We start from the raw sequence: 25,438 nt of genomic DNA on the forward strand, positions 1-25,438 counted from the left end.
TCAATCCAGTAGAGAAAGGGTGACGGGCGTCAGGTGGTTGTCTTCGACCCGCACTTGCAACTCGCCTTCGCCCAGGCGGGCGGTGAGGCGCTGGCCATTGCGGGTCTGCTCGGCGCTGCGAATGGCCTGGCCACGATCATCCAGCAGGATGCTGTAGCCGCGGCCTAGCGTTGCCAGGGGGCTGACCACGTGCAGGGTCTGCATCTGGCTGTGTAACTGCAGGCGCCGAGCCTTGAGGCCTTCACGCATGGCGCGGGGCAGTCGTTCGGCCAGGCTGTCCAGGCGCTGGCGCAGCAGCGTCAGTTGTCGACCTGGATGCTGGGCGCCGAGGCGGGTTTCCAGGCGGATCAAGCGTTCACGCCGGGTATTGAGGCTGCGTTCGAAGGCCCGGCGCAGGCGCATGTCCAGGTCATCCAGGCGCTGTGCTTGCTGGCGCAGGCGTTCGCCGGGATGGCGCAGGCGCCGGGCCAGGCCGTCCAGACGCAGGCGATCGCGCATCAGCCGGTCGCGGATGCGCATCACCAGGCGCCGATGCAGGCTGTCGATGCGGCGTTGCAGGTCGCTGGAGTCGGGGGCCAGCAGTTCGGCGGCGGCAGAAGGCGTGGGGGCGCGAACGTCGGCCACGAAATCGCTGATGGACACGTCGGTTTCATGGCCGACGGCGCTGACGATTGGCGTCACGCAGGCATCCACCGCCCGGGCCACGGCTTCTTCGTTGAAGCACCAGAGGTCTTCCAGCGAGCCGCCGCCACGGGCCAGGATCAGCGCGTCGAAGCCTCGGGCATCGGCCAGCTGCAAGGCGCGGACGATCTGCGCCGTGGCCTCGCGGCCCTGTACCGCCGTGGGGATCAGGGTCAGGGACACCTGGGGCGCGCGGCGGCGGAACACGCTGATGATGTCGCGGATCACCGCGCCAGTGGGGGAGCTGATGATGCCGATGCGTTGTGGATGGGTCGGCAGCGGCAGCTTGCGCTCGGCACTGAACAGCCCTTCGGCGCTGAGCTTTTCCTTCAATGCATCGAAGGCCAGGCGCAGGGCGCCATCACCGGCGGGCTCCACGGTGTCGAGGATCAGTTGGTAGTCGCCACGCCCCTCGAACAGCGAAACCTTGCCCCGGACCTTGACCGCCAGGCCGTCCTTCAGCGCCTGGCGGACCCGCGCGGCATTCTGCCGGAACAGTGCACAGCGCACCTGGGCGCCGCTGTCCTTGAGGGTGAAGTAGACATGGCCGGAAGCCGGGCGAGCGAGGTTGGAGATCTCGCCTTCGACCCAGATATTGCTGAACACGTCCTCGAGCAGCACCCGGGCGCGGCCGTTGAGCTGGGTTACGGTGAGGACCTCGCGGTCCAGGCCGAGTCGTGCAAAGGGATCTTTAATCATGGGGCGCAGTTTAAGGGGCTGTCAGTCCATGGAACAACGCAATTCGATTGCCAATGATTGCGCAGCTGTTCGACAAACTGCGCCACCAGCGGCGTGGGGTCTTGCCGATAGGCGAGGGCGACGGTGCTCTGGCAATCGCTATCGGCCAGAGGCAGGAAACGCACGCTGGCCGGGGCGATGTCCTGCATCGATTCGGGCAGCAGGGCAACGCCGAAACCGGCCTGGATCAACTGTAATTGAGTGGTCTTGCGGGACATCACTCGCGCCGCCTTGGGAAAGAAACCCTGGCGCATGCACAGCTCGGCCGACAGGTAGCTCAAGCCCCCGCGCTGGGGATGGGGGATGGAGATAAAGGCTTCGTTGCGCAGTTGGGCCAGTTCCACCCCGTGGGCCGGCGGATCAAGGGCCAGGGGATGTTGCGGCGGCAATGCCAGTAGCAGAGGTTCGCTGAACAAGGGCACGATTTGCACTCCCTCGCGTTGGCGCAGTACCGGCAGGCGCAGCAGGCCAGCATCCAGCCGGCCTTCGGCGAGCTCTTGCAACTGCGCCTCGGACGACAGCTTGACGATGTCCATCGAAGCTCCGGGGCACGCCTGCAGATACTCACCGATGCCCCCCAGCAGACGACCGCTCATGGGCACGGTGCTTGAGTGACTGAGGCGCAGAGTGCCCAGTTGTCCCTGGCCGACCTGGGTGGCCAGCTCGGCGGCCTTGTGCAGTTCGCTCAGCAGGTTGCGGGCCTTGGGCAGGAAGGCTTCGCCGGCGGCGGTCAGCCGAGGCTGGCGGGCAGTGCGTTGGAAAAGTGGGGTTTGCAGCTGGCTTTCCAGTTCCTTGATCTGCCGGCTGAGGGCTGACTGGGCAACGAACAGGCGTTCTGCCGCCGCGCCGAAGCTTCCGCTCTCGGCAATTTCCACGAAATAGCGCAGTTGACGGGTTGAAATCACAAGGCATGCCTTTTTGCGATGGGTTGAAGGCTTTGACGATATTAGTCGCAAGGCTCGCCGCTGGCTAAAGTCATGGCTGATTCGGTTGGGGAAGTTGCTGTGATGAGTGTGGTAATCGAAGGTTTGAACCAGTGGTCTTTCGGCCCGGGTGGTTGGTTGGCGATTGGCCAGGGCATCGCGCTGGCGTACATCGTGTTTGGCATTGCCGGTTTCGGCACGGCGCTGGTGGCGGGACCGATCCTGATCCTGTTCATGCCACTGTCGAAGATCGTGCCGTTGCTGGTACTGCTGGATTTCGTCGCCGCCTTTGGCAATCTGCTGCCTTCGCGCCGGGACGTGGCCAAACCCGAGCTGTTGCGGCTGCTGCCCTGCATGGCACTGGGTTGCACCTTGGGGGTGATTTTCCTGCTCAACCTCAAGTCCGATCTGCTGCTTCTATTGATGGGGCTGTTTATCAGTGCCTACGCCATCTACAGCTTGTGGGTGAAGGTACGCCCGACTCAGCTGGCGGCCGGCTGGGCAGTGCCGATGGGCATAGTGGGAGGGATGTTTGGCGCGTTGTTCGGCAGTGGCGGCTTTCTATATGCCATTTACCTGAACAGCCGTTTGCCCAAGGACCCGGCCCGGGCCACTCAGAGTGCGTTGATCAGTTGCAGTACCGTGGTGCGTCTGAGCCTCTTCGCACTGGCCGGGGTGTATGCCGAGTTGCCGCTGCTGCTGTTGGCCGGCTGCTTGTTGCCGGCGATGGCGTTGGGTTTATGGGTGGGACGGCGCTTGACCATGAAGTTGTCCCGGGAGGCTTTTGTGCGCCTGGTGACCTGGCTGGTGCTGGCCAGTGGTGTTGCCTTGATCGGGCGTTACCTGAGCACTTGACCTTCGGGGTTCAGGGATTAAGCTGCGGGCCTTTCAATCCGTTCGCCGGCCAGCCGGCTCCTACAATTGATGGTAGGAGCCGGCTTGCCGGCGCAAGCGTTCGTACCGTCCCAGCATGTTCCAGGCTTATCCATGAACTCGCAAAGCATCCTCGTCCCGAAAATTTCCACCCTGCCGGTGCACGAGCCCCGAGCCCGGGCCATCGTGCGCTGGCTGGTGCGCAAGAACATCGTCGAGGAAACCCTGAGCACTTGCGGGCGCACCGGCAATCGCATGGGCCATGCGATTGCGCCGGGGGCACGGGAGGTGGTGCTGCGGCCGGAGGCGCTGCCCTTCGGCGAGCCGATCAATGGCCTGGAGATCATCACCAAACGCTGCATCTATACCCCGGCCAAGGGCTTTCTCGAAGAAGCCGGCTGTGCCGAATGCCGGCAGGAAATCGGTGAGGCGCTGTTCGAGAGCCTGGAAGACTGGATGCCGGGGCGCACCGATAACTTCACCTGTCCCGAATGCGGTCATGAAGATGACATCAACGGCTTTCTGTTTCTTCAGGAATGCGGCTTTTCCAACTTGGGCTTTATCTTCAACAACTGGGCCGAAGCGGGTTTCAAACAGAGCTTTATCGACGAGTTCGCCGACTGGCTGGATCAACCGATAAGTTGGGTCAAGGTCGAGTTGTAGCGCGCTGATATCTCCATCTATCACTCCAGCGATATTAGACAGAGTTTTACATTGAGCCCGGGTAGGTGTCTGAGTATAATGGCGCGCTTCCATTTTCCCGCCCGGGAGCCCCCGCGATGCTGCGTATCAGCCAAGAAGCCCTCACCTTCGACGACATCCTCTTAGTGCCCGGTTATTCCGAAGTACTGCCTAATGAAGTCAGTCTAAAGACCCGTTTGACCCGTGGCATCGAGCTGAATATTCCACTGGTTTCCGCCGCCATGGACACCGTCACTGAAGCCCGTCTGGCAATCGCCATGGCTCAGGAAGGCGGCATCGGCATCATCCACAAGAACATGACCATCGAGCAGCAAGCTGCCGAAGTGCGCAAGGTCAAGCGTTTCGAAGCCGGTGTGGTCAAAGACCCCATCACCATCGAAGCCGACGCCACCGTGCGTGACCTGCTCGACCTGACCAACATGCACAACATCTCCGGTGTGCCGGTGCTGCACAACGGCGACCTGGTGGGCATCGTGACTTCCCGCGACGTGCGATTCGAAAGCCGTCTGGACGTCAGCGTTCGCGAAGTGATGACGCCTAAAGAGCGTCTGGTCACCGTCAAGGAGGGCGCCGACAAGACCGCCGTCCGCGAGCTGCTGCACAAGCATCGCATCGAGCGCGTGCTGATCGTCGACGACGCCTTCACCCTCAAGGGCATGATGACCGTCAACGACATCGAGAAAGCCAAGGCCTACCCACTGGCCAGCAAGGATGATCAAGGTCGTCTGCGTGTAGGCGCTGCGGTCGGTACCGGTAAAGACACCGGCGATCGCGTTGCTGCGCTGGTCAACGCCGGCGTCGACGTGGTGGTGGTCGACACCGCCCACGGTCACTCCAAAGGCGTGATCGACCGCGTTCGCTGGGTCAAAGAGAACTTCCCGCAAGTGCAGGTGATCGGCGGCAACATCGCCACTGGCGCTGCCGCCAAGGCCCTGGCCGAAGCCGGCGCCGACGCGGTCAAGGTCGGTATCGGCCCAGGCTCGATCTGCACCACCCGTATCGTGGCTGGTGTGGGCGTGCCGCAAATCAGCGCGATCGCCAATGTTGCAGCGGCGCTGGTCGGCACAGGCGTTCCGCTGATCGCCGACGGCGGCATCCGTTTCTCCGGTGACCTGTCCAAGGCCATCGTGGCCGGTGCCTCCTGCGTGATGATGGGTTCGATGTTCGCCGGTACCGAAGAGGCTCCGGGCGAGATCGAACTGTTCCAGGGCCGTTCCTACAAGGCTTACCGCGGCATGGGTTCCCTGGGCGCCATGTCCCAGGCCCAGGGCTCTTCCGACCGCTACTTCCAGGACTCCTCCGCGGGTGCCGAGAAGCTGGTGCCGGAAGGGATCGAAGGTCGCGTGCCGTACAAGGGCTCCCTGACTGCAATCATCCATCAGCTGATGGGCGGCCTGCGTTCTTCCATGGGCTACACCGGTAGCGCCAACATCGAAGAAATGCGCACCAAGCCGGAGTTTGTCCGCATCACCGGCGCCGGCATGGCTGAATCCCACGTCCACGACGTGCAGATCACCAAGGAAGCGCCAAACTATCGCGTAGGTTGATAGTGATCGCCTCCAGGCCCAGGCCCGGAGGCGATTGACGAATTTAGTAACCGGGGCTGTGTTTTTCAGCCCCGTGTCGTTTCTGAAATTAGACGAGACTGACCATGGCCCTCGACATTCACGCCCACCGCATTCTGATCCTCGACTTCGGTTCCCAGTACACCCAATTGATCGCCCGCCGCGTGCGTGAAATCGGGGTCTACTGCGAACTGCATCCGTTCGACATGGACGACGAAGCGATCCGCGAATTCGCTCCCAAAGGCGTCATCCTCGCCGGCGGTCCCGAGTCCGTGCACGAAGCCAACAGCCCTCGCTGCCCGCAAGCGGTGTTCGATCTGGGCGTTCCGGTCTTCGGCATCTGCTACGGCATGCAGACCATGGCCGAGCAAATGGGCGGCAAGGTCGAAGGTTCCGAACTGCGCGAATTCGGTTACGCCCGGGTTGACGTGGTGGGCAAGAGCCGCCTGCTGGACGGCATCGAAGACCACGTCGACGCCGACGGCCTGTTCGGTCTCGATGTGTGGATGAGCCACGGTGACAAGGTCACCAAGATGCCCAAGGACTTCCACATCCTGGCCAGCACCCCGAGCTGCCCGATTGCCGGCATGTTCAACGATGACCTGCGCTACTACGGCGTGCAGTTCCACCCGGAAGTGACCCACACCAAGCAGGGCGGCCGCATTCTGTCGCGCTTCATCCTCGACATCTGCGGTTGCGAAGCGCTGTGGACCCCGTCGAAGATCGCCGAAGACGCGATTGCCCAGATCCGCGCCCAGGTCGGCAGCGACAACGTCCTGCTGGGCCTGTCCGGCGGCGTCGACTCCTCGGTGGTCGCGGCCCTGCTGCACAAGGCCATCGGCGACCAACTGACCTGCGTCTTCGTCGACAACGGCCTGCTGCGCCTGCACGAAGGCGAGCAAGTGATGGCCATGTTCGCCGAGAACATGGGCGTCAAAGTGATTCGCGCCAACGCCGAGGAGCAGTTCCTCAACAACCTGGCCGGCGAGTCGGACCCGGAGAAGAAGCGCAAGATCATCGGCCGTACCTTCATCGACGTGTTCGATGCCGAATCCTGCAAGCTGGAAAACATCAAGTACCTGGCCCAGGGCACCATCTACCCGGACGTCATCGAGTCGGCTGGCGCAAAAAGCGGCAAGGCCCATGTGATCAAGTCGCACCACAACGTGGGCGGCCTGCCGGAAGAAATGAACCTCAAGCTGGTTGAACCGCTGCGCGAGCTGTTCAAGGACGAAGTCCGCCGTCTGGGCCTGGAACTGGGCCTGCCGTACGACATGGTCTACCGTCACCCGTTCCCGGGCCCGGGCCTGGGCGTGCGCATCTTGGGTGAAGTGAAGAAGGAATACGCCGACCTGCTGCGTCGCGCCGACCACATCTTCATCGAAGAACTGCGCAAGGCCGACTGGTACCACAAGGTCAGCCAGGCATTCGTGGTGTTCCAGCCGGTGAAATCGGTGGGCGTGGTGGGTGATGGCCGTCGTTACGCCTGGGTCGTGGCCCTGCGCGCCGTGGAAACCATCGACTTCATGACCGCACGTTGGGCGCACCTGCCTTACGAACTGCTGGAAACCGTCAGCGGCCGGATCATCAACGAGATCGAAGGCATCTCCCGCGTCACTTACGACGTGTCGAGCAAGCCGCCGGCGACAATTGAGTGGGAGTGATCCCGCAGCCTCACGCTAGTCAGGCTTGGGTGAAAGGGACGAGTATTTTCTAGTCCGCTAAGAAGGCCCCTGATCGCGAGATCAGGGGCTTTTTTGCTAAAGAAAACGGGCCGCCCTGCGAGGCGGGTCATCGGATAGGGATGTTGAGATGAGTGTGTTTGGCAAGTTGCTGCGAACCTTGGGCCTGGCGGCAGAAGCGCCTGAACTGCCGAGCGCGACAGCGCAGCCATTGTCGCGTTTTGATCGTTTTGCCGCGGCCAATCGCGAAGCCTTTGCGCTGATCGGCACCTTGCCGGAGCCGGAGATTGTGGCTGAAGAGAGGCGTCTCGCGGCCGAGGTGACGGACATTCTGCTGTCGCTCAAGCCGTTTATGGTGGAGGGGGTGTCGCGCCTGGAGATTCAGGAGCATGTGCTCCAGCAGCTTGATAGCCGGCAGTTGCTGCCTGCGCTGGTGGGCTACAAGGGGTACCCCGCAGCCGTTCCTGTCTCGGTGAATGCGGAGCTGATCAGTTGCCTGCCCTCGGAGAAACTCTTGCCGGCCAGTGCATTGGTCAAGGTCGAGGTCGTGGTGTCATCCCACAAGGGGTATGGCGCCCAGTCCTGGACCTTTGCCACGCCTGGGGCCAGCGCGGAACAGTTGCGTCTGCTGAGTTGTGCCAAGGATGCTCTGGAACAGGGCTTGCAACAGGTCCGCAGTGGTGAGCCTCTGGGGGCTATCGGTGGTGCCATCCAGGATGTGCTGGACGTCCAGGGATTCAGCGCGGTGGCTGAATATTGCGGCTATGGCATGGGCAGGCAACGAATCCAGGCGCCCCAGGTACTGGGGTACCGCGTAAAGGATAATTCCGAGCTCATGGTGGCCGGGCAGGTGCTGAATATTCAGGTGTTGGCCAAGGCCGGCTCCGCTCACGTCCGGGTGATGCCCAACGGCTGGAATGTGGTCGCTGGTGATCGATGCGATGGGGTGGTGGTCAGTGCCATGGTCCGAGTAACGGAGGAGGGAGTAGAGCGTTTCAGCCGATTTGTCGATTGAAGTCTGTGTTACAAAAAATGGCGATCACGCCTTGGGTGGATCGCCATTTGTATGTCCAGGTATTGGAAACCCCGGCTTTTTCGTATGCGCGCAATACCGGGAAAGATATTGCCCCGTTTAGCCTCAGGGGCGCGGTCTACCCTTCGAGTCTGCACCTCACTGTTTTGCCTTGGCAGCGAATTATCCGCTGAGCGACGTTGATCAGATTGTTTTTGGTTGTCAGTTGACAACCTTGTATTCCTGACGATACTGGAGGCTATGGATGGCTCGTGCAACTCATCCCAAGAAGGACATTGAAATGGCCCTGCGCTACGCCGAATGGCAGGGCTGGCGCATCGAGGTCGGCGGTGGTCATGCCTGGGGGCGTATCTACTGCCCGTACAACAACGAAGTGTGTCGCTGTGGCGAGTTCTGCATCACCAGTGTCTGGCGTACACCGAAGAACCCGACCCAGCACGCCCGGGCGCTTTGCCGGGTGATCGACAACTGCACCGTGAATCAGCTGCGCGGGGCCCAGGCGCCGGCAGCCCGTCAGGAGTAAGCACCATGGAATACCTGTTCACCCTCAACTATCTGCTGCCGCTGGAGGGCTGCGATCCGCTGCAACTGGTGGAGCGCCTCGGTGCGGCGGGGTGCACCGACGTTCTGGTCGGCACCGGCCTGGCCGGGCGTCTGGCCCTGGAGTTCAGCCGCGAGGCCGAGAGTGCCGAGGCGGCGCTGCTCAGCGCCCTGGGCGATATCAAACGGATCATCCCCGAGGCGCGGCTGGTGGAGGCCAGCCCGGATTTCGTCGGCCTCAGCGAGATCGCCGAGATCGTCGGCGTATCACGGCAGAACATGCGCAAGCTGATGCTCGGCCACGCCGACAGTTTTCCCCTGGCGATCCATGAAGGCAGCACTTCGCTGTGGCATCTGGCGGAGGTCCTGAGCTGGCTGGACAGCAAGGGCGGCTACCCCCTCAAGCACCCGGTGATCGAGGTGGCGCGGGTGGCGCAGCAGGTGAACACCGCCAAGGAGTCCAAGCGCATCGGCCCCTTGAGCGGTGAACTGGTGGCACTGCTGGGCTGACGGGGCAGGGTGGGGCTTAGCGCCGGGCCACGTCGGAGAAGTAGAACTTGTCCAGGGTGTGCCGTGATTCGGTGTACTCGAACTGCCGCCCGTCCTGGAGAAAGGTCTGGTTGCTCACCACGATCACATGGCTCTGGCCGTCCAGGTCGAGCAACTGCTGGTCGTCCTTGCTCCGCGGGCTGGCCTCGATGGTGCGCTGGGCATAGCTGATGTTCAGTTGCAGGGTCTGTTCGATGTAGGCGTAGATCGAGTGCTCGGCGATCTGCCGGTCCAGCCCCGGAATCAGCTCGGCGACAAAATGGTTGATGTCGAGAATCACCCGCTTGCCGTCGATTCGCCGCACGCGCTTGATCCGCGTGATCAGGCTGCCTTCTTCCGCCTGCAGATGGTTGCGCAGGGCGCCTTGCAGGGGGAACTGGCTGAACTCCACCACCTCGGTGCTGACGTCATCCCCCAGGCGCGGATAGGTTTCCTGGAAGCTGACGATGCCACCCAGCTGGAATTCGATGGGCGTCGGCGAGAGCACGAAAGTGCCCTTGCCATGGATCTTCTGCGCGAAGCCGCGCTCCTGCAGCAATTCGATGGCCTTGCGCACGGTGCCGCGACTGGCCTGGTAGCTGTCCATCAACTCTGTTTCCGAAGGCAGGCGGGCGCCGCGCTCCAGGCGTTCGGTGGTGATGCTGGCAAGCAGATCGCTGTAGATCTGGTTGTACTTACTCATGGGATGGCTCTGTGCCGGACTGTGCTCAAGGCAGGCACCTTAAGGGCTGGACGGGGCATTTGTCCATGCGCCCGGGCAAGGGCTGCGCGGCTGGAAAAGGCCGGGCCCAAGGGCGTCTTGGTAGAAAATTCCAAACTCGTCTGTACGAGTTGTTGATTTAACTCGTACAGACGAGTAATTTGCCCCTCGGCGTGCTGCCAATAACAAAAATCTCAGGTGGAAGAACAAGCATGAGCCACGACTATTCAACGATCGCCAGCGAGTTGCTGCACAGCCTCGGTGGCGCCGACAACCTCGAACAGGCGGCCCACTGCGTGACCCGCCTGCGCCTGGCCCTGAAGGATGCGAGCCTGGTCGACAGCGCCACCCTCAACCAGATCGATCTGGTCAAAGGCTCGTTTTTCACCGGTGGCCTGTTCCAGGTGGTGATTGGCCCCGGCGAGGTGGAAAAGGTCTATGCCGCCTTGCGCCAGCAGACCGGCCTGGCGGCCTCGACCATTGCCGATGTGAAGGACAAGGGCGCGCAAAAGACCCACGCCATGCAGCGTCTGGTGCGGGTGTTCTCCGATGTGTTCATGCCGATCCTGCCGGCGCTGATCATCGCCGGCCTGCTGATGGGGGTGAACAACCTGCTGGGGGCCAAGGGCATGTTCATCGAGGGCAAGACCCTGCTTGAGGCCTACCCGGGCCTCGACGGGCTCTGGAGCCTGATCAACCTGATGGCCAACACCTCCTTCGTGTTCCTTCCGGCCCTGGTGGGCTGGTCGGCGGCCAAGCGCTTTGGCGGTAGCGAGATCCTCGGCATCGTCCTCGGCCTGATGCTGGTGCACCCGGACCTGCTCAATGCCTGGAACTATGGCAAGGCGGTGGCCGGGCTGGACGGCCAGAGCCTGCCGTACTTCGATATCTTCGGCCTGTTCCAGATCGAGAAGGTCGGCTACCAGGGGCAGATCCTGCCGATCCTGCTGGCGGCTTACGTGATGAGCGTGATCGAAAAGTGGCTGCGGGCCCGGGTGCCCAACGCCATCACCCTGCTGGTGGTGCCCATCACCACCATCGTGGTCACCGGCGTGCTGGCCCTGGCGATCATCGGTCCGGTAACCCGGCACCTGGGGATTCTGATCACCGAAGGCGTGGTCACCCTGTTCGAGCTGGCGCCCATGCTCGGCGGCGCGATCTTCGGCCTGCTCTATGCGCCGCTGGTGATCACCGGCATGCACCACATGTTCCTGGCCGTCGACCTGCAACTGATCGCCACCCAGGGCGGCACCTTCATCTGGCCGATGATCGTCATGTCCAACCTGGCCCAGGGCAGCGCGGCCCTGGCGGTGTTCATCATGAGCCGCAATGCCCGGGACCGCAGCATGGCCTCGACCTCGGCGATTTCCGCCTACTTCGGCATCACCGAGCCGGCGATGTTCGGCGTCAACCTGCGCTACAAGTTTCCCTTCTACGCCGCGCTGATCGGCTCGGCCCTGGGCAGCGTGTTCCTGTCGCTGAACAAGGTCCAGGCCTCGGCCATTGGCGTCGGCGGGCTGCCGGGGTTCATCTCGATCATTCCCCAGTACATCCCGATGTTCGTCATTGGCATGCTCATCGCCCTGGTGGTGCCTTTTGTCCTCACCTGCGGCCTGAGCCTGAAGATCATCCGCCCCGGCTATCGCGTGGCCTGACCGGCCCTGTAGGCGCCGGCTCGCCGGCGAATGTCCTCGCACTTTCCAAAGGATTCCCCCATGCAAGACTGGCAGCGTTCGGTGATCTACCAGATCTACCCGAAGAGTTTTCACAGCCACCAAGGCCAGCCCACCGGCGACCTGCTGGGCGTGGTGGACAAGCTCGACTACCTGCAATGGCTGGGGGTCGACTGCCTGTGGCTGACCCCGTTCCTGCGCTCGCCGCAACGGGACAACGGTTATGACATCAGCGACTATTACGCCATCGATCCCAGCTACGGCAGCATGGCCGACTGCGAGTTGCTGATCGCCGAAGCCGGCAAGCGCGGGATCAAGCTGATGCTGGATATCGTGGTCAACCACACCTCCATCGAGCACGCCTGGTTCCAGCAGGCCCGCAGCAGCCTGGACAACCCGTACCGGGACTTCTACATCTGGCGTGACGCGCCCAACAACTGGGAGTCCAAGTTCGGCGGCTCGGCCTGGGAGTACGAGGCTCAGACCGGGCAGTACTACCTGCACCTGTTCGATCACACCCAGGCCGATCTCAACTGGGACAACCCCCAGGTGCGCGCCGAGGTGTTCAAGATGATGCGCTTCTGGCGCGACAAGGGCGTCGGCGGCTTCCGCCTCGACGTGATCAACCTGATCTCCAAACCGGCGGATTTCCCCGAGGACCAGAGCGACGGCCGCCGCTTCTACACCGATGGCCCGAACGTTCATGAGTACTTGCAGGAAATGCATCGGGAAGTGTTCGCCGGGCACGATCTGGTGAATGTCGGCGAGATGTCCTCCACGTGTCTGGAGCACTGCATCCGCTATTCCCATCCGGAGTCGAAGGAGCTGTCGATGACCTTCAACTTCCATCACCTGAAAGTGGATTACCCCAACCAGCAGAAGTGGCTGCGGGCCGATTTCGACTTCCTCGAACTCAAGCGCATCCTCTCCGACTGGCAAACCGGCATGCAGGCCGGTGGCGGCTGGAATGCGCTGTTCTGGTGTAACCACGACCAGCCGCGAGTGGTGTCGCGCTTTGGCGACGACGGCGAACACCGGGTGGTGTCGGCGAAGATGCTGGCCACCGCTCTGCACCTGCTCCAGGGCACGCCTTTTGTCTACCAGGGCGAAGAGCTGGGCATGACCAATCCGCATTTCGAGCGCATCGAGCAGTATCGCGATGTCGAGACCCTGAACATCCACCGTCTCAAGCGCGAGGCCGGTGAAGACCCGCAGGCCATCATGGCGGCGATCCAGCAAAAATCCCGGGACAACGGACGCACGCCGATGCAGTGGGATGCCGGGGTGAATGCCGGTTTCAGCAGCGCCGAGCCGTGGATCGGGATACCGGCCAACGCCAGCCAGATCAATGTCGCGGCCCAGCTCGATGACCAGGATTCGGTGCTGCATCACTATCGTCGGCTGATCGCCTTGCGCCGCCAGGAGGCGCTGATCCAGCACGGCCTCTATCGCCAGTTGCTGCCCGAGCATCGGCAAGTCTGGGCCTATGTGCGTGAGGGCGACGGCGAGCGTCTGTTGGTGGTGAACAACTTCTATGGCGCGCCGTGCGAGGTCGAGTTGCCGGAAGCAGTGATCAGCACCGGTATGCAACAGCGCCTGCTGATCAGCAACTACCCGGACCACGAGCCGCGCAGCCAGCACTTGCACCTGCGGCCCTACGAATCCTTCGTCCTGCACCTGACCCTGTAGCAGCCGGCTTGCCGGCGAACCGGGCCAGGGCAGCTTTTTGGCCCGGCGCCTACGAATTCGAACAACACAATAAAAATAATCGGTGGCTTATGAGAACAACCATAAATCGTGCTCTGGCGGCGTCCTGCCTGTGCCTGGCCTTGCCCTTTCCGGCCCAGGCCCTGGAGTTTGCCGGTTACCTGCGCAGTGGCCTGGGCACCTCGGTCAACAGCGGCTCGCAGTCCTGCTTCCAGTTGCCCGGCGCGCAGTCCAAGTACCGCCTGGGCAACGAGTGCGAGCAGTACGCCGAGCTGGAGTTGCGCCAGGACCTGTACACCCTGGATGACGGCTCGGTGCTCAGCGTCGACGGCATGGCCTCGCTCTACAACCGCTACGACCGCAACCTGAGCTTCCAGGGCGAAAACGGTTCGGCGCGCATGCCGCAGCTGTACGCCCAGTGGTCGAACCTGCCCAGCCTCAATGGCGGCTCGCTGTGGGCCGGGCGCCGTTACTACAAGCGTAACGACATCCATATTTCCGACTTCTACTACTGGAACCAGAGCGCTACCGGCGGCGGGGTCGAGGACGTGCGCATCGGCGATCTGAAATACAGCTACGCCTTTTCCCGCAAGGACAACCTCTACCAGAAGCAGGCGGTGAGCCGTCACGACTTCAACGTCGCCGGCTTTCAGACCAACCCCGGCGGCGAGCTGGAGCTGGGCCTGAGCTACCTGGAAAAGCCCGATCGCCGGGGTGCCCACAATGGCTGGGCGCTCACCACCCAGCATGTGCAGAAGGACTTCTTCGGCGGCAAGAACAAACTCGCCCTGCAATACGGCGAAGGCCCCGGCACCGGCCTGGGCTATACCGGCAATCCCTACCTGGATGACGGCAACAAGAGCTATCGCCTGGTGGAGTTCTTCGACTGGCAGGTCACCCCGCGTTTCGGCGGCCAGGTCGAGGCGGTCTATCAGAAGGACATCCGCCCCGACGGCCAGGACCAGAACTGGATCTCCCTGGGCGTGCGCCCGGCCTATGCCATCACCGAGCAGTTCAAGCTGGTGACCGAGTTTGGCCACGATCAGGTGGAAGCGCCCGGGGGCACACGCAAACTCAGCAAGTTCACCTTCGCGCCGACCTGGTCACCCAAGGGCCCGGACTTCTGGGCCCGGCCGGAGGTGCGCCTGTACTACACCTACGCCAGCTGGAACGAGGCCGCCAAACGCGCGGCCAATGAGTTGGCGGCCGGTTCCGCGCTGTCCGACAGCGGCGTGTTCGGCAACGCCCGGCACGGCGCGAACGTCGGCTTGCAGGTCGAGTACTGGTGGAAATAAGCGATGCTGTCGGGGCTCGCGCTCCATCGGCACTTCAAGGAATCATTAGCAGGTGACGTCATGGCCATAACCCAACCCTTGCAATTGCTCGCGCCTCTGTCCGGGGTGCTGCTGCCCCTGGAGCAGGTTCCGGACCCGGTGTTTTCCAGCCGGGTGATCGGTGACGGGCTGTGCATCGACCCGACTTCCCAGACCCTCTGCGCACCGCTGTCCGGGGTGGTCAGCAACCTGCAACACAGCGGCCATGCAGTGAGCATCACCGGTGAACAGGGCCAGCAGGTGCTGCTGCACATCGGGCTGGATACGGTGAATCTGGCGGGCAAGGGCTTCACCTGCCTGATCGAGGAAGGTCAGCAGGTCACGGCAGGCCAGCCGCTGATCGAGTTCGACGCCGACTACCTGGCCCTGCACGCCCGCAGCCTGCTGACCCTGATGCTGGTGGTCAGTGGCGAAGCGGTGACCGGGCTGGTCGGCGACAGCGTGCTGGTGGAAACAGGGCAGCCGGTGCTGCGCCTCGACCCTGGCGCCGCAGCCGCGCACACCCCGGAGGTCGCAGGGCCGGCGCTGTTTTCCGAACCGCTGATCCTCGGCAACCCCCAGGGCCTGCATGCGCGTCCGGCGGCGCTGCTGGCCCAGGCGGCCAAGGGCTTTGCCGCGAATATCTACCTGCATCGGCGCGAGGATTCGGCCAATGCCAAGTCCCTGGTGTCGATCATGGCCTTGCAGACCGTGCAGGGCGATGCCTTGCAGGTCAGCGCCGTGGGCGCGGATGCCGAGCAGGCGATCCAGGCGCTGGTGGCGCTGCTGGCGTCCGGTTGTGGCGAAACGATCAGCGCCGCAGCAAGCCCCGAACCACGGGTGGTGCTTGATGATGCGCTGGATCCGTTGTGGCGAGGCGTCTGCGCGTCACCGGGCTCGGCATTCGGTCAGGTGTTGCAAGTGGCCGAGCAGCGCCTGCAGATACGCGAAGCGGCAACCAGCCCGCAGCAGGAGCGCGAGTCTCTGGGGCGGGCCCTGGCCCAGGCCCGGGAGGCTCTGCAACTGCTGCGGGACAGCGCCAGCGGTGACGCCCAGCAGGAGATCTTCCGCGCCCATCAGGAGCTACTCGACGACCCGAGCCTGCTGGAGCAGGCCGACGCCCTGATCGCCACCGGCAAGAGCGCGGCCTTTGCCTGGAACAGCGCCATTGAACTCACCGCCGAGTTGTTCAAGGGCCTGGGCAGCAGCCTGCTGGCCGAGCGCGCGGTGGATCTGGCGGACGTCGGCCAACGGGTGCTCAAGCTGCTGCTCGGGGTGCAGGAGCAGGCCCTGAACCTGCCGGATCAGGCGATCCTGATTGCCGAGCAACTGACCCCTTCGCAGACCGCGAGCCTGGACACGACCAAGGTGCTGGGGTTTGTCACCGTTGGCGGCGGCGCCACCAGCCATGTGGCGATTCTGGCCCGGGCCTTGGGCCTGCCGGCGATCTGTGGCCTGTCGCCGCGGGTGCTATCGCTGGTCAATGGCACCCGGGTCCTGCTGGATGCCGATCGCGGCGAACTGCATACGGACCCGGACCCGCAGCGGGTGCAGCAATTGCAGGCCCTGCGTCAGCAGCAGCGCCAGCGCCAGCAGCAGGACCTGGCCCAGGCCGCGCATCCCGCGGTGACCCGCGACGGCCATCACCTGGAAGTCACGGCCAATATTGCCTCCCTGGCGGAGGCCGAGCAGGCCATGAGCCTGGGCGGTGAAGGCGTCGGCCTGTTGCGTTCGGAGTTTCTCTACCAGGACCGCAGCCAGGCCCCGAGCCCCGAGGAGCAGGCCGAAACCTATCGAGCCATTGCCCGGGCCCTGGGGCCGACGCGCAATCTGGTGGTGCGGACCCTGGACGTCGGCGGCGACAAGCCCCTGGCCTATGTGCCCATGGACCGTGAAGCCAACCCCTTTCTCGGCCTGCGCGGCATCCGCCTGTGCCTGGAGCGTCCCGAACTATTGCGTGAGCAGTTGCGGGCGATGCTCGCCTGCGCTGGAGAGGCCCGCCTGCACATCATGCTGCCGATGGTCAGCCAACTGGCGGAGCTGCGTCAGGCGCGCCAGCTACTGGATGAAGAGGTCCAGGCCCTGGGCCTCGCGCAGCGACCCAAGCTGGGCATCATGATCGAGGTGCCTTCGGCGGCCTTGATGGCGGATCGTTTTGCCCCGGAAGTGGATTTCTTCTCCATCGGCACCAACGATTTGACCCAGTACACCCTGGCCATGGACCGCGATCATCCGCGCCTGGCCGGTCAGGCCGACAGCTTCCATCCATCGGTGCTGCGCCTGATCGCGCGCACGGTGCAGGCCGCCCATGCCCACGGCAAGTGGGTCGGGGTCTGTGGCGCGCTGGCTTCCGAGCCGCTGGCGGTGCCGCTGTTGCTGGGCCTGGGGGTGGATGAATTGTCGGTGAGCGTGCCGCTGATCCCTGCCATCAAGGCCCGGGTACGGGAGCTGGACCTGAGCCAGTGCCAGGCCTTGGCTGCGCGGATCATCGATCTGGAAGACGCGGTTCAGGTACGTGAATGCCTGCAACAGCAGCAAGTCGCCGCCGACTCACTGGTTCTGGAGAACTGAAGATGTTCGAGAAATTGCAACGGGCGTTCTGGAAGGCCCTGACTCCAGACCTGATCCCTGATCAGCCGAAGGCCCCGACGGCCAGCGCCAGCCGGCTCAATGCCGCGATGCTGCAGGCCTTGGGCGGCAGCGCCAACATCAAGAGCCAGCAACCCTTGGCCCTGACCCGTCTGCGCCTGGAACTGCATGATCCGCAGTTGCTCGATGCCAGTGCCCTGCGGGTGGCCGGGGTGCCGGCGGTGATGCCTCTGGCCGGTGGCGTGGTGCATCTGCTGTTGGGCTTGCAGGGCTGAGGGGGCTTGTTCGCCGGCAAGCCGGCTCCTACAAGAGCAACGGGCTTGCCAGCTAGCAGACTCTCGAAAACACCCATCGTTTCCCCGTCCCGCCTGCGTCCGGTCGCCGCGCCGGCCTTACTGTTTCTCAACTGCGGGTGTATCGTATTCGCCTTTTGCGGGCCTGGGCCCGCCGCGGATACGTGAGGTAGTTGAGTCCATGTCCTTTACCCGTCGACAAATACTCGGTGGTCTGGCCGGTCTGGTAGTGGTGGGCGTGGGAGCGGGCGGCGCCTCGCGTTACTGGCTGGGAAAGAGGGCCGACGCCGAAGCGGGCCACGACTATGAGCTGATCGCCGCGCCGCTGGATGTGGAACTGGTGCCGGGGCACAAGACCCAAGCCTGGGCGTTCGGCCCATCGGCACCGGGCACCGAACTGCGGGTGCGCCAGGGCGAGTGGCTGCGGGTGCGCTTTATCAACCACTTGCCGGTGGCCACCACCATCCACTGGCACGGCATCCGCCTGCCCCTGGAAATGGACGGCGTGCCTTACGTCTCGCAACTGCCGGTGCTGCCGGGGGAATACTTCGACTACAAGTTCCGCGTGCCGGATGCCGGCAGCTACTGGTATCACCCCCACGTCAACAGCAGCGAGGAACTGGGCCGCGGCCTGGTGGGCCCGCTGATCGTCGAAGAGCGCGAACCCACCGGCTTCCAGTACGAACGCACCCTGAGCCTGAAAAGCTGGCACGTGGATGAAGAGGGCGCCTTCACGTCCTTCAGCGTCCCGCGGGAAGCGGCGCGGGGCGGCACCGCCGGGCGCCTGTCCACCATCAACGGCGTGTCCCAGGCGGTGATCGACCTGCCGGCGGGGCAGATCACCCGGGTGCGCCTGCTCAACCTGGACAACACCCTGACCTACCGCATCAACATTCCCGATGTCGAAGCGCAGATCTACGCGCTGGACGGCAACCCCATCGAGCCGCGGCCCTTGGGCAAGGAATACTGGCTGGGCCCGGGCATGCGCATCTGCCTGGCGATCAAGGCCCCGGCGGCGGGGCAGGAGCTGGCCCTGCGCAACGGGCCGGTGCGCCTGGGCACTTTGCGTTCGGTGGCCAACAACGACGCGCCGACCCAGTGGCCGCCAGCGTTGCCGGCCAACCCGGTGGCCGAGCCGGATCTCGACAACGCCGAGAAGCTCAACTTCAATTTCGAGTGGGTTGGCTCGGTCTCGGTGAACGTGGACAATGGCCAGCCGCCGAGCCTGTGGCAGATCAACGGCCAAGCCTGGGACATCACCGACAAGACTTGCGCCGATCGGCCGATCGCCACCCTGAAAAAGGGCAAGAGCTACATTTTCGAATTGAAGAACATGACTCAGTACCAGCACCCGATCCACTTGCACGGCATGAGCTTCAAAGTCATCGCCTCGAACCGCAAGAAGATCACCCCCTATTTCACCGACACCTACCTGCTGGGCAAGAACGAGCGTGCCCGCGTGGCGCTGGTGGCGGATAACCCCGGGGTCTGGATGTTCCATTGCCACGTGATCGACCACATGGAAACCGGTCTGATGGCCGCCATCGAGGTGGCGTGATGCGTCAGATACGCCCGGCGCCGATCATCGACCGCAGCCGCGACCAGGACTTCATGCGCGAAGCCCTGGCCCTGGCCGCCCAAGGCGCCGCCTTGGGAGAAGTGCCGGTGGGCGCGGTGCTGGTGCTGGATGGCCAGATCATCGGCCGCGGCTACAACTGCCCGATCAGCGGCAGCGACCCCAGCGCCCACGCCGAAATGGTGGCGATCCGCGCGGCGGCCCAGGCGGTGAGCAACTATCGCCTGCCCGGCAGCACCCTGTACGTGACCCTGGAACCTTGCAGCATGTGCGCCGGGCTGATTGTCCATTCGCGCATTGCCCGGGTGGTGTACGGCGCCCTGGAGCCCAAGGCGGGCATAGTGCAGAGCCAGGGCCAGTTCTTTACCCAGGGGTTTCTCAATCATCGGGTGCTGTACGAAGGCGGGGTGCTGGCCGAAGAGTGCGGCACGGTGTTGAGCGAGTTCTTCAAGGCGCGTCGAGCGCGCTGAGCGCAAACGCGTCTGCGGTTTTCGCGAGCAAGCTCGCTCCTACAAAAAGCGTAGGAGCCGGCTTGCCGGCGAACAGGCCCTTGAGCCTTGCGCCGCTCTGGCGGGCGCCTTCGCTGGCAAGCGGAACGCCGCCCGGCCAGCTGCTACGGGGGGAAGGCGGCGTTATTTTCTGGCGACAATCACCGCGCGCATCGGCGCCGGCAGGCCTTCGATGGTCTTGCTGTGATCGTTGGGGTCCAGGAAGTCGCTCAGGGACTGGTACTTCATCCACTCGGTGCCGCGTTGCTCCTCGACGCTGGTCACGCTCACGTCCACGCAGCGCACGTCGCTGAATCCGGCGCGTCGCAGCCACAGTTCCAGGGCCGGCACCGAGGGCAGGAACCACACGTTGCGCATCTGCGCATAGCGGTCTTCCGGCACCAGCACCTGATGCTGATCGCCTTCCACTACCAGGGTTTCCAGCACCAGTTCACCGCCCTTGACCAGGCAGTCCTTGAGCGCCAGCAGGTGCTCGATGGGCGAACGGCGGTGGTAGAACACACCCATGGAAAACACCGTGTCGAAACCTTCCAGGTTGGCCGGCAGGTCTTCGAAGGGGAACGGCAGGTGCCACACCGAGGGCTCCGACAGGTAGCGCTGCACTGCCTGGAACTGGCAGAAGAACAGCCAGTTGGGGTCGACGCCAATCACGCTGTGGGCGCCGGCGCCGAGCATGCGCCACATGTAGTAGCCATTGCCGCAGCCGACATCGAGGATGCGTTTGCCTTCAAGGTTCAGGTGCGGGGCCACCCGCGACCATTTCCAGTCCGAGCGCCATTCGGTGTCCACGTGCACGCCGAACAGATCGAACGGCCCTTTGCGCCACGGCGACAGGCCCATCAGGGCGGTGCGCATCTGCGCCCGGGTAGCGTCGTCGCAGTCGGTGTCCAGGCGCAGGCCGTTGACCAGGTCGACTTCGCTGGGCTGGATCTTCGGCAGCGCATCCAGGGCGCTTTGCCAGCGTTCCAGGTCGCCATGGCCCTTCTCCATCTTGGCATCGAGCTGGGCTTGCAGACCGGCAGCCCAGGCGGCCAGGGGCGTGCCCGCCAGACGGCGGGCGAGGGGGGACAGATCAATCATGGCAGGGCAATCAACGAGGCAAAGTTAAGACACTGGAACCACGGCACGACTTTCGAGAACCCAGCCGCCAGCAGGCGTTCGCGGTGTTCTTCGAGGCTGTCGGGCTTCATGACGTTTTCGATGGCGCTGCGCTTCTGGGCAATTTCCAGTTCGCTGTAGCCGTTGGCGCGCTTGAAGGCGATGTGCAGGTCGGTGAGCAGGGCGTGCTCCTCGGTGTCGTTGAAGCGCAGCTTCTCCGAGAGGATCAGCGCGCCGCCGGGCAGCAACGACTGGCGGATGCGCCCGAGCAGGGCCAGACGCTGCTCCGGGGCGATGAATTGCAGGGTGAAGTTCAAGGCCACCACCGAGGCCGGCTGGAACTCCAGGGCCAGGATGTCGCCTTCGACCACCTGCACCGGCAGCAGCTCCTGGAACATCGAATCCTGGCCGTTGAGGTATTCCCGGCAGCGCTCGACCATGGCCGCCGAGTTGTCCACGGCGATGACCCGGCAACCGTCGGTGCGCACATGGCGGCGCAGGGCCTGGGTCACTGCGCCCAGGGAGGCGCCCAGGTCATAGAGCACGCTGTGGGGCTGGGCGAACTGCGCCGCCAGCACCCCGAGGTTCTCGACAATGGTCGGGTAACCCGGCACCGAGCGCTTGATCATGTCCGGGAACACCCGCACCACATCCTCGTTGAAGGCGAAGTTGGGCACCTGGGCCAGGGGCTGGGCGAATAGGCGGTCGGGTTCTTTGCTCACGGCGGTTCCGGCGATGGAGATAAAAAAGAGGGCGGCATTGTAGCCGCTGGCGCAGGCTGCGATAAGGCCCGCAGGGCCTTCAGGGGGGCAAGGGCGACACAAGGTGTGATGCTGTTCGCCGGCAGGCCGGCTCCTACAGATTGTAGGGACCGGCCTGTGGGCGAAGGCAGGTCAGCGCGGCTTCTGGCTGAATGCCGAAGCGGCGATGCCCCACTGGCCCAGCCAGTAGAAAATGATGATCAGGTAGGGCGCGGCATCGAAGGCCAGCACGAAGCGGCTGATACCGATCAGGCTGTCGGAGAAGGCGAAACTCAAGGCCCCCGCCGCCGCCAGTGCCGCCGAGCGTTTGGGCACCGCCGAGCCGAGGCGCGCCAGGGCCCGCCAGAGCATGGCGCTGATGGTCAGGGCGTAGACGATCACCGGGATCAGCAGCGGGCCCAGGCCGTGGGAAATCAGAATGCTCAACAGCCCCGCGCCAATGGCCAGGGCCACCGCCAGCGGCAACAGCGCCGGGCGTCGGCAATCGCTGAGGTAAGCCTTGAGGTAGGCCAGGTGGGCCACCAGGAAGGCCCCGAGGCCGAACACGAACAGGTCCGAAGGCCAGGCCAGCAGCACGTCCCCCAGCACCGAGAACAGCAGGCCGAGGATGATCCAGCGGCGGTAGTCCCCGGGCGGCGCATCGTGCAGCCAGCCCAGCAGGGCCAGCACCGGTAGCGGCTTGACCAGCAGGCAGAGCAGCGTGGCATGCACGCTGACCCCGTAGATGAAGGTGGCGGCGCCCATCAGCGCAAGAATCAGCCAGCCCATGTCAGTTGACCGTGATCGAGCAGTCGAAGGCCTTTACCGGGGCTTCTTCCGGTGCCCAGGGTTGCTGGTAGGTCAGCAACAGTCGGCCCTGGCCAGTGGCGAAGGCCTGGAAGCGCCAGGTCGACTGCCCGCCGCTGCCTACCAGGCCGGTGTCCTCGGGGTTGCTGTAGACCTCGGGGCTGACCTTGCGCAGGATGCCGCCGGCCGAATCCTGGATGGCCCAGCGATAGCCGGTGGTGGGGTTGCTCGGCAGGGTCAGGGTCAGGGTTTGCCCGTTGTGCAGGTGCAGAGGGCATTGGTTCTGGTTGTCCACGCTGACGTTTTGCTTGGGTTGGCTGGCGCAAGCGCTCAGCAGGGCAAGACTGAACAAGGCAAGAAGGCGGTGTGCAGGCATGGGTCAGGAAGCTCCGATCATTCGTGACGAACGGCGAGCATAACTGAAGATGATGGGCGGTGTGGGGCAGGGATGGAGGTTGGCGGTTATGGCCTGTTCGCCGGCCAACCGGCTCCTACAAGGGACAACCTGTAGGAGCCGGCTGGCCGGCGAAGGGATTTAGAACAGTACCTTGGCCACGTCGGCAAAGCGCTTGGCGAAGTGCACGGTGAGGCCTTCCTTGAGGTACTCCGGCAGTTCCTCGAAATGCCCACGGTTGGGCTCGGGCAGGATCAGCTCAAAGATCTTCTGCCGCCGCGCGGCAATGACTTTCTCGCGCACCCCGCCAATCGGCAGCACGTGCCCGGTGAGGGTCAGCTCGCCGGTCATGGCCACGCCTTTTTTCGGCGGCTGGTTGCGTGCCAGAGACAACAGGGCGCTGGCCATGGTCACCCCGGCACTCGGGCCGTCCTTGGGCGTGGCGCCTTCCGGTACGTGCAGGTGAACGAAGGCTTCGTCGAAGAACTTGCTGTCGCCGCCGAACTGCTTGAGGTGCGAGCTGACGTAGCTGTAGGCGATCTCCGCCGACTCTTTCATCACATCACCCAATTGCCCGGTGAGCTTGAAGCCGCGGTTGTGGGTGTGGATCCGCGTGGCCTCGATCGGCAAGGTGGCGCCGCCCATGCTGGTCCAGGCCAGGCCGGTGATGACCCCGGTGCCGCTCAGGACCTGCTCGTTGCGGAACACCGGCATGCCCAGAGAGGCTTCCAGGTCCTTGGGGCCGATCTTGATCCTGGCGTCCGGCTGGTCCAGCAGCTTGACCACTGCCTTGCGGACCAGCTTGCCCAGTTGTTTCTCCAGCTGGCGCACCCCGGCTTCCCGGGCGTAGCCGTCGATCACCGAGCGCAAGGCGCTGTCGCTGATGCTCAGGCTGGTCTTGGCCACGCCGGCCTTTTCCAGCTGCTTGGGCCACAGGTGGCGTTTGGCGATGGCGAGTTTTTCTTCGGTGATATAGCCCGACAGGCGAATCACTTCCATGCGGTCCAGCAACGGGCCGGGGATCGAATCCAGGGTGTTGGCGGTGCACACGAACAGCACCTTGGACAGGTCCATGCGCAGGTCCAGGTAATGGTCGAGGAAGTCGACGTTCTGCTCCGGATCGAGGGTCTCCAGCAGCGCCGAGGCCGGGTCGCCCTGGTAGCTCTGGCCCATCTTGTCGATCTCGTCGAGCATGATCACCGGGTTCATCACCTCCACTTCCTTGAGGGCCTGCACCAGCTTGCCCGGCTGGGCGCCGATGTAGGTGCGGCGGTGGCCCTTGATCTCGGCTTCGTCGCGCATGCCACCGACGCTGAAGCGGTAGAACGGCCGCCCCAGGGATTCGGCAATGGACTTGCCGACGCTGGTCTTGCCCACGCCCGGCGGGCCCACCAGCAGCACGATGGAGCCGCTGATCTCGCCTTTGTAGGCGCCCACCGCGAGGAATTCGAGGATGCGGTTCTTGATGTCATCGAGCCCGGCGTGGTGCTGGTCGAGCACTTTGCGCGCGTGCTTGAGGTCGAGCTTGTCCTCGCCGTAGATGCCCCAGGGCACGGCGGTGGCCCATTCCAGGTAGTTGCGGGTCACGGCGTATTCCGGCGAGCCGGTTTCGAGGATCGACAGCTTGTTCATTTCCTCGGTGATGCGTTTCTGCGCCTGGGGCGGCAGCACCTTGCCGCTCAGCCGCTGCTCGAACTGCTCCAGGTCGGCGCTGCGGTCATCCTTGGTCAGCCCCAGCTCCTGCTGGATCACCTTGAGCTGTTCCTTGAGGAAGAATTCGCGCTGGTGCTCGCCGATCTTGCGGTTGACCTCGGCGGAAATCTCTTTCTGCAGGCGCGCCACTTCGACTTCCTTGCGCAGCATCGGCAGGACTTTTTCCATGCGCTTGAGCATCGGCACGCAGTCCAGCACTTCCTGCAACTCGTTGCCGGTGGCGGAGGTCAGGGCCGCGGCGAAGTCGGTCAGCGGCGACGGATCGTTGGGGCTGAAGCGGTTGAGGTAGTTCTTCAGCTCTTCGCTGTACAGCGGATTGAGCGGCAGCAGCTCCTTGATCGCGTTGATCAGCGCCATGCCGTAGGCCTTGACCTCGTCGGTGGGCTCGCTGGGCTGGTGCGGGTATTCGACTTCCACCAGGTACGGCGGACGATGGTGCTTGAGCCAGGTACGGATGCGCACCCGGCTCAGGCCCTGGGCGACAAATTGCAGCTTGCCGTTTTCGCGGCTGGCGTGGTGGACCTTGACCAGGGTGCCGTACTCCGGCAGCGACGAGGTATTGAAGTGCCGCGGATCTTCCGGGGGGGTGTCCATGTAGAACAGGGCAAGGGAGTGGTGCTCGGACTGGCTCACCAGTTCCAGGGTTTCGGCCCAGGGTTCGTCGTTGACGATGACCGGCAGCACTTGGGCCGGAAAGAACGGCCGATTGTGGATCGGGATGATGTAGACCTTGTCCGGCAGGTTCTGTCCGGGCAGGGCCAGGCCGGTGCCATGGGCACTCGATTGTTCGGTCTGCTGCGGATCGACGTAGTCGCGGGGATCTTCGGGGAATTCTTGCTGGTCGCTCATGGAGGCTCCTGCGCGATGGGCTATGCAGCTTAGATGGGGCAGGTCATGACGGGTTTCAATGGGCAACAGGTTTCAGCTTTTTTCAGCCCGGGGGAAACCGCCCCGGGGGCCGCGTTCAGTCGTGTCGAGGGGGAACCGATGGCACTCTTGCCCACTCTGACGGAGATTGATTGTCAATAAAATGACTGTGT

Annotated in this window: 22 protein-coding genes; 14 read left to right on the plus strand and 8 right to left on the minus strand. The window is 63.9% G+C overall.

Features of this window, described 5'->3' with window-relative positions; genetic code table 11:
* Both xseA and GGI48_RS21700 read right to left on the minus strand, forming a co-directional pair.
* On the minus strand, window positions 1-1,380 hold the full coding sequence (gene xseA / locus GGI48_RS21695; protein ID WP_179599982.1) for an exodeoxyribonuclease VII large subunit: 1,380 nt from the start codon (window positions 1,378-1,380) through the stop codon (window positions 1-3).
* Complete coding sequence (locus GGI48_RS21700; RefSeq protein WP_260620498.1) at window positions 1,377-2,324, minus strand: LysR family transcriptional regulator; 948 nt, start codon at window positions 2,322-2,324, stop codon at window positions 1,377-1,379. The genes xseA and GGI48_RS21700 overlap by 4 nt, the downstream gene beginning before the upstream one ends.
* A 102-nt stretch (window positions 2,325-2,426) precedes the next feature.
* On the opposite strand from GGI48_RS21700, the gene GGI48_RS21705 reads away from it, so the two are divergent.
* The 7 genes from GGI48_RS21705 (at window position 2,427) to GGI48_RS21735 (ending at window position 9,247) form a co-directional block, all read left to right on the plus strand.
* Window positions 2,427-3,197: a sulfite exporter TauE/SafE family protein gene (locus GGI48_RS21705; protein WP_179599984.1), complete on the plus strand. Its 771-nt coding sequence runs from the start codon at window positions 2,427-2,429 to the stop codon at window positions 3,195-3,197.
* Between the two features lie 132 nt (window positions 3,198-3,329).
* The gene (locus GGI48_RS21710) at window positions 3,330-3,878 is read left to right on the plus strand and encodes a hypothetical protein (protein ID WP_016968319.1); all 549 of its coding nucleotides are present in this window, start codon (window positions 3,330-3,332) and stop codon (window positions 3,876-3,878) included.
* 116 nt (window positions 3,879-3,994) lie between these two features.
* Complete coding sequence (guaB, locus tag GGI48_RS21715; RefSeq protein WP_179599986.1) at window positions 3,995-5,464, plus strand: IMP dehydrogenase; 1,470 nt, start codon at window positions 3,995-3,997, stop codon at window positions 5,462-5,464.
* A gap of 104 nt (window positions 5,465-5,568) precedes the next feature.
* Complete coding sequence (gene guaA / locus GGI48_RS21720; RefSeq protein ID WP_103741924.1) at window positions 5,569-7,146, plus strand: glutamine-hydrolyzing GMP synthase; 1,578 nt, start codon at window positions 5,569-5,571, stop codon at window positions 7,144-7,146.
* A gap of 148 nt (window positions 7,147-7,294) precedes the next feature.
* Window positions 7,295-8,179 carry a M24 family metallopeptidase gene (locus GGI48_RS21725; RefSeq protein WP_179599988.1) on the plus strand — a complete coding sequence of 295 codons (885 nt, stop codon included), beginning with the start codon at window positions 7,295-7,297 and terminating at the stop codon, window positions 8,177-8,179.
* 262 nt (window positions 8,180-8,441) lie between these two features.
* Complete coding sequence (locus GGI48_RS21730; protein WP_042942202.1) at window positions 8,442-8,720, plus strand: hypothetical protein; 279 nt, start codon at window positions 8,442-8,444, stop codon at window positions 8,718-8,720.
* Window positions 8,721-8,725: 5 nt separating this feature from the next.
* The gene (locus GGI48_RS21735) at window positions 8,726-9,247 is read left to right on the plus strand and encodes a helix-turn-helix transcriptional regulator (RefSeq protein ID WP_016968315.1); all 522 of its coding nucleotides are present in this window, start codon (window positions 8,726-8,728) and stop codon (window positions 9,245-9,247) included.
* 16 nt (window positions 9,248-9,263) lie between these two features.
* Here GGI48_RS21735 and treR read toward each other — a convergent pair whose 3' ends face one another.
* A complete protein-coding gene (gene treR, locus GGI48_RS21740) occupies window positions 9,264-9,968 on the minus strand; it encodes a trehalose operon repressor (protein ID WP_016968314.1) in 705 nt (234 codons plus the stop codon).
* Window positions 9,969-10,198: 230 nt separating this feature from the next.
* On the opposite strand from treR, the gene treP reads away from it, so the two are divergent.
* From treP to tadA, 7 genes are all read left to right on the plus strand, one after another.
* On the plus strand, window positions 10,199-11,641 hold the full coding sequence (gene treP, locus GGI48_RS21745; RefSeq protein WP_103741926.1) for a PTS system trehalose-specific EIIBC component: 1,443 nt from the start codon (window positions 10,199-10,201) through the stop codon (window positions 11,639-11,641).
* Window positions 11,642-11,701: 60 nt separating this feature from the next.
* Window positions 11,702-13,348 carry an alpha,alpha-phosphotrehalase gene (gene treC, locus GGI48_RS21750; RefSeq protein ID WP_179600003.1) on the plus strand — a complete coding sequence of 549 codons (1,647 nt, stop codon included), beginning with the start codon at window positions 11,702-11,704 and terminating at the stop codon, window positions 13,346-13,348.
* Window positions 13,349-13,437: 89 nt separating this feature from the next.
* Window positions 13,438-14,661 carry a maltoporin gene (locus tag GGI48_RS21755; protein ID WP_179600005.1) on the plus strand — a complete coding sequence of 408 codons (1,224 nt, stop codon included), beginning with the start codon at window positions 13,438-13,440 and terminating at the stop codon, window positions 14,659-14,661.
* Between the two features lie 60 nt (window positions 14,662-14,721).
* Entirely contained in the window at window positions 14,722-17,250 is a 2,529-nt protein-coding gene (ptsP, locus tag GGI48_RS21760) for a phosphoenolpyruvate--protein phosphotransferase (protein WP_179600007.1), read from the plus strand.
* A gap of 2 nt (window positions 17,251-17,252) precedes the next feature.
* Window positions 17,253-17,543, plus strand: coding sequence for a PTS transporter subunit EIIB (locus GGI48_RS21765; protein ID WP_103741930.1), 291 nt, complete (start codon window positions 17,253-17,255; stop codon window positions 17,541-17,543).
* Window positions 17,544-17,742: 199 nt separating this feature from the next.
* On the plus strand, window positions 17,743-19,119 hold the full coding sequence (locus tag GGI48_RS21770; RefSeq protein WP_103741931.1) for a multicopper oxidase family protein: 1,377 nt from the start codon (window positions 17,743-17,745) through the stop codon (window positions 19,117-19,119).
* Window positions 19,119-19,607: a tRNA adenosine(34) deaminase TadA gene (gene tadA / locus GGI48_RS21775; RefSeq protein ID WP_047305914.1), complete on the plus strand. Its 489-nt coding sequence runs from the start codon at window positions 19,119-19,121 to the stop codon at window positions 19,605-19,607. Before GGI48_RS21770 ends, tadA begins: the two co-directional genes overlap by 1 nt.
* 162 nt (window positions 19,608-19,769) lie before the next feature.
* Here the strand turns inward: tadA and cmoB are convergent, their stop codons facing one another.
* The 5 genes from cmoB to lon form a co-directional block, all read right to left on the minus strand.
* Complete coding sequence (cmoB, locus tag GGI48_RS21780; protein ID WP_179600009.1) at window positions 19,770-20,726, minus strand: tRNA 5-methoxyuridine(34)/uridine 5-oxyacetic acid(34) synthase CmoB; 957 nt, start codon at window positions 20,724-20,726, stop codon at window positions 19,770-19,772.
* Window positions 20,723-21,466 carry a carboxy-S-adenosyl-L-methionine synthase CmoA gene (gene cmoA, locus GGI48_RS21785; protein ID WP_179600011.1) on the minus strand — a complete coding sequence of 248 codons (744 nt, stop codon included), beginning with the start codon at window positions 21,464-21,466 and terminating at the stop codon, window positions 20,723-20,725. The genes cmoB and cmoA overlap by 4 nt, the downstream gene beginning before the upstream one ends.
* Before the next feature lie 171 nt (window positions 21,467-21,637).
* The gene (locus GGI48_RS21790) at window positions 21,638-22,273 is read right to left on the minus strand and encodes a lysoplasmalogenase (RefSeq protein ID WP_179600013.1); all 636 of its coding nucleotides are present in this window, start codon (window positions 22,271-22,273) and stop codon (window positions 21,638-21,640) included.
* 1 nt (window position 22,274) lies between these two features.
* Complete coding sequence (locus GGI48_RS21795) at window positions 22,275-22,667, minus strand: protease inhibitor I42 family protein (protein ID WP_016965542.1); 393 nt, start codon at window positions 22,665-22,667, stop codon at window positions 22,275-22,277.
* A 159-nt stretch (window positions 22,668-22,826) separates the two neighbouring features.
* Complete coding sequence (gene lon / locus GGI48_RS21800) at window positions 22,827-25,247, minus strand: endopeptidase La (protein ID WP_260620499.1); 2,421 nt, start codon at window positions 25,245-25,247, stop codon at window positions 22,827-22,829.
* Window positions 25,248-25,438 lie beyond the last annotated feature (191 nt).

This window comes from Pseudomonas protegens (assembly GCF_013407925.2).
Taxonomy (GTDB): Bacteria; Pseudomonadota; Gammaproteobacteria; order Pseudomonadales; family Pseudomonadaceae; genus Aquipseudomonas; species Aquipseudomonas fluorescens_AP.